We start from the raw sequence: 4,620 nt of genomic DNA, 5'->3' as shown, positions 1-4,620 counted from the left end.
GATCCGACCCGGCAAAGGCCGCTTTGGCCTTGTCGATATCAGCCAGCGTCACCGTGTCCGTAATGTCGAATCCTTTCGAGTTGCGGCGCCCGATCCCAAAGATCTGGGATGGCTTGGCGATCGCCGGATTGGCGGCCGGCCCCTGGCTTTCGACCGTTTCCAGCGGATCACGCGCGATGTCCTCCGGCTCGACGTCCTCGTCGGTCAATTGGTGCACGAAGGAGGAATTGGCGCCGTTCTCCAGCAGGCGACGGACCAGATAGGCAAGCAGGTCCGAATGCGCGCCGACGGGAGCGTAAATGCGGCAACGCGTGCCCTCTGACCGGCGCACGGTTTCGTGCAAGGCCTCGCCCATGCCATGCAGGCGCTGGAATTCGAAGGTATCGCGGTTGTCAGCCATCGACAGGATGGCGGCGACGGTGTGGGCATTGTGGGTGGCGAATTGCGGATAGATCCGGTCGGTCATGCCAAGCAGTTTTCTCGCGCACGCAATGTAGGAAACGTCGGTGTTGGCCTTGCGCGTGAACACGGGATAGCCGGAAAGGCCGAGCGTCTGCGCCCGCTTGATCTCGGTGTCCCAATAGGCGCCCTTGACCAGCCGCACCATGATGTTGCGATTGTACTTTTTCGCCAGTGCATAGAGCCAGTCGATGGTGAAAGCCGCGCGCGGACCGTAGGCCTGCACGACGACGCCGAACCCGTTCCAGCCGGCGAGCTCCGGCTCGGCCAGCACCCGTTCGATGACGTCGAGCGACAGGTCGAGACGATCGGCCTCCTCGGCATCGATGTTGAGGCCCATGCGCGAATGCCTGGCCGCGAGTGCCAGCGACAACAGCCGCTCGGCCATCACAGGCAGCATTTCCTCCTTCTGCGCCACCTCGTAGCGCGGATGCAGCGCAGAAAGCTTGACGGAGATGCCATGGTTGAAGCGGATATCGGGGCCGTTGGAGCCAGCGTCGAGCGAGGAAATGGCGTCGGCATAGGCCCTGTGATAGCGCAGCGCGTCCGCCTCGGTGCGGGCGGCCTCGCCCAGCATGTCGAAGGAATAGAGATAACCCTTCTGCGTCATCGGCCGGCCGCGCTTGACGGCCTCGGCGATGGTGCGGCCAAGTACGAACTGTTCGCCCATCTCGCGCATGGCCGCGGCCACCGCCTTGCGGATGACCGGCTCGCCCAGCCTGCGCACCATCGAGCGCAGCGTACCTTCGATGCCGCCCTCGCCTTCATCGAGCACGCGCCCGGTCAGCATGAGCGCCCAGGTCGAGGCGTTGACGAAGATCGAACTCGAACCGCCCGAATGCGCCGACCAGTCGTGCGGCGCGATCTTGTCGGCGATGAGGTCGTCCATCGTCTCGGTGTCGGGCACGCGCAGCAGCGCCTCGGCCAGGCACATCAGCGCTACGCCTTCCTTGGTGGACAGACCGTAGGCGGAGAGGAAGACTTCCATCAGCCGGGGATCGGTGGAGCCCCGCACCGCCCGCACCAGGTCGGCCGCGCGGGCCGAGATCGCCTTGCGGTCTCCGGCCGAAAGCCCGGTCGCCTCGGCCAGTCGCCTTACGGCCTCGTCTTCGTCGGGCAAATAGTTGGCGCGGATCTGCTGGCGGATGGCGTCGAGCGGCATGGCGGTCCTATGAGCAAGCACAAGGGAGCGGACCGGCGGTCACCGGACCGAATGGCGCAAGCTAGCACAAGTCACAGATCTGAGGCGGTCTGAAAAAATCGACAAGCCAGTGCAATTGACCTATCATGTCGCCGAAAAATTGCTCATACAGGCTGCGGCTTCGATGACAGAAGACCAATTGGACCGCATCGACAGGAACATCCTGTCGGCACTCGCCGGCAATGGCCGGCTTTCCATGTCGGAACTGGCGGCCAAGGTCGGCCTGTCGAAGACACCGGTGCAGGCGCGGGTGAAGCGGCTGGAGAAGGATGGCTACATCAGGGGGTACCAGGCGATCATCGATCGTGAGCGCATGGGTGAAGGCCATGTCGCCTTCGTCCAAGTGAAATTGTCGGACACCCGATCCGCGGCGCTCGATGCCTTCAACCGGTCCGTACAGGCCGTGCCGGAGATCGAGCAGTGCCACATGATGGCGTCGAGCTTCGATTATCTCCTGAAGGTCCGCACCCGCGACATCGCCGCCTACCGGCGCGTGCTCGGCGAGCGCATCTCGGCCCTGCCTCACGTCGCCCAGACCTCGACCTTCGTGGCGATGGAGACGGTGAAGGACCGATGACCATGATCCCGAAAAGTGGAAGCCGGTTTCGGACAAGATCAGGTCAAACAGAAAGGGCTATTCCGACAGCGTCTTCAGGAACGCCACCAGTGCGGCGCGCTCGCGGTCCGACAACTCCAGCGGGTGGACCTCGGATACCCCTTCGACGCTCGGCGCAGCCTTGGCATAGTGAGCCACCACCTCGTCGAGCGATGAAAACTGCCCGGCATGCATGTAGGGCGGCCGTGTCGCAGCACCGCGCAGCGACGGCGTCTTGTAGGCGCGCACCAGTTCCGGCGCATCCTTGACCATGAAGCGCAGTTCGCCGCAGGCACTGGCCTCGCCATCGCGATAAGCGCCGAAGCAGTTGAAGGGGTCGGCCTCGACCTGCGCTACCGCGTCGACGCGCCCGCGATCCGCCGGCAAGCCGGCAACAGGCGGCACACCCGTATTGTGAAAACCGTTGTCGGTGAAACGCGGGCCATTGTGGCAGGTCACGCAATTGGCCTTGCCGATGAACAGTTTCAGCCCAAGGATTTCTTCCGGCGAAAAGGCCGCATCGCCTTTCGGCTCGGCGCCTGTGGCAAGGTCCAGCGCAAAGCGGTCGAATCGCGTCGGCGCCGGCTCGATCGAGCGTTCGAAAGCGGCAATCGCCTTGCCTATATTGGCATAGACGCTGTTGATGGCGTCACGCTGCGCATCGCTCATCGCGTTCCAGGCAGCTTTTTCGGTATCGCTTCCAAGCGGGCTGGCATTCAGCGGAATGCCGGAAAAATCGGGCAATGGCCCGAAAATGCGCTCATAGCGTTCGCCGAAGCGCGCCTTCATGTAATGCGCGTAGGCGGTGCGGTTTCCCGCCTGTTCCAACGGATTTTCGAGGGGTGTCAGCGCCTGCGCCCACAGGCTGTCGCGGCGGCCATCCCAGAAGAACCAGGGGTCGCGCGCCACACCGGCCAGCGGCATGGTGCGCCGGTTGGTCCGGCCGACACCCACCGCCTGCGGCAGGTCGTCCTGGAATTGGCGGTCGATCTTGTGGCAGGTCGAGCAGGACACGGTGCCGTCGCGGCTCATCCCAACATCGAAGAACAGCGTCGAGCCGAGCGCTGCGGCGGCCGGCACATCAGCGAAGCGGTTGGTGGTGTCAGGCTTCAGCGCCGGCAGCGTATTCAGCGCGAGCGAAGCGATCGTCTTCTTCTCGGCATCGGAAAAATCCGGCTTGCCGCAACCGCCAAGGAGCACGGCCACCGTCAGCGCCAAAAAGCAGAAAAGGCGCCTCATCGACCGCTCACAGCACCACGTTGAACAGCACAGTGTCGGAGCCCGCGCCGGACGATATGGCGAAACGCAGTTGCCACCAGCCGCTCATGGTGAATTTGAGCCCCTCGATGCGGTAGCGTCCCTCGCCGAGATAGTCGGTCGCCTGCGGACTGGTCGGCAGACCGTGATTGTGCTGCGGCATGCCGCCGGAGATGGCGATCGCGGCTCGCTCCACCGAAGCCCCTGTCTTTGTCTTCAGCGTCAGCACCCAGGATTCCAGCTCGCCCTGCCGCACCACGCCGCGTTCCGGCACGAAACTCGCTACATACAATCCGTTGTCGGTTTTCTTCGTCCTCGAGACATCCGGACCGACAGGCTGTGCCGAATGCGGCGCGGTCAGATAGACGACCGCGAGAACGCCGACCAGCAAAGCAGCCAGACCAAGACCTGCCAGGAGATAACGCCATAACGATGCCAAACCGGTTCCTCTTCTGCGGATAACGTTCTGCCGGACGGATCGCATCCCGCCAGGCTGTGGGAAAACGCTGTGGCGGAAAAAAGCCTGCTTGCCAAGCATGGCGCTGCGTCCGGCAAAAAGCTACAGCACCGACATCACTGGAGGATTGCAGATGATGGGAAACGGCGTCGCCTCGATTGGCGAATGCATGCTGGAACTGTCGGGCCAGACGGGCCCGAACTGGCGCATGGGTTTTGCCGGCGACACGTTCAACACGCTGTGGGCGTTGCATGCGCTTAGCGCTGACCTGCCGGCAACCTATGTCTCGGCCTTCGGCGACGACCCCTTCTCCCAAGGCCAGATCGCTTTCTTCGCTGAAAACGGCATCGGCATCGGCTCCAGTCCGGTCATACCGGGCGCGCGCCCCGGCCTCTATGCGATCACGCTGACCGGTGCCGAGCGCTCCTTCACCTACTGGCGTGGCGACGCCGCCGCGCGGCAGCTAGCTTCGGATCCGGCGGCACTATCGAAAAGCATGCAAAATCAATCGCTTGTGTACTTTTCCGGAATCACTTTGGCAATTCTCGACGATGCCTCGCGCAAGACGCTGCTGGCGGCCGTGGGCAAGGCGCGCGCGGCGGGCTCGACGATCGCCTTCGATCCCAACTACCGGCCACGACTGTGGCGCGG

Annotated in this window: 5 protein-coding genes; 2 read left to right on the top strand and 3 right to left on the bottom strand. The window is 63.7% G+C overall.

The window, feature by feature from the left end:
- Positions 1 to 1,621: proline dehydrogenase family protein (locus tag EOA36_RS28230; protein WP_189553395.1), on the bottom strand; the 1,621-nt coding region annotated here is incomplete at its 3' end.
- A gap of 163 nt (positions 1,622 to 1,784) precedes the next feature.
- On the opposite strand from EOA36_RS28230, the gene EOA36_RS28225 reads away from it, so the two are divergent.
- Entirely contained in the window at positions 1,785 to 2,237 is a 453-nt protein-coding gene (locus EOA36_RS28225) for an Lrp/AsnC ligand binding domain-containing protein (protein WP_027046935.1), read from the top strand.
- A 57-nt stretch (positions 2,238 to 2,294) separates the two neighbouring features.
- Here EOA36_RS28225 and EOA36_RS28220 read toward each other — a convergent pair whose 3' ends face one another.
- Positions 2,295 to 3,494: a cytochrome-c peroxidase gene (locus EOA36_RS28220; protein ID WP_127280326.1), complete on the bottom strand. Its 1,200-nt coding sequence runs from the start codon at positions 3,492 to 3,494 to the stop codon at positions 2,295 to 2,297.
- 7 nt (positions 3,495 to 3,501) lie between these two features.
- Positions 3,502 to 3,951, bottom strand: coding sequence for a FixH family protein (locus EOA36_RS28215; protein ID WP_127280325.1), 450 nt, complete (start codon positions 3,949 to 3,951; stop codon positions 3,502 to 3,504).
- Between the two features lie 151 nt (positions 3,952 to 4,102).
- Here EOA36_RS28215 and EOA36_RS28210 point away from each other — a divergent pair.
- Positions 4,103 to 4,620 (top strand): PfkB family carbohydrate kinase (locus tag EOA36_RS28210; protein ID WP_245464496.1); only part of this gene is annotated, 518 nt, incomplete at its 3' end.

The sequence above is a fragment of the Mesorhizobium sp. M8A.F.Ca.ET.021.01.1.1 genome (assembly GCF_003998025.1).
In the GTDB taxonomy this organism is placed as follows: Bacteria; Pseudomonadota; Alphaproteobacteria; order Rhizobiales; family Rhizobiaceae; genus Mesorhizobium.
Note: the sequence above shows the minus strand (reverse complement) of the source record. Positions and strands in the feature narration are given on the sequence as shown.

Bases quoted from the DNA above. Each gene is read 5' to 3' on its own strand.
- EOA36_RS28225 (WP_027046935.1), top strand. From the start codon at position 1,785: ATGACAGAAGACCAATTGGACCGCATCGACAGGAACATCCTGTCGGCA.
- EOA36_RS28220 (WP_127280326.1), bottom strand. From the start codon at position 3,494: ATGAGGCGCCTTTTCTGCTTTTTGGCGCTGACGGTGGCCGTGCTCCTT.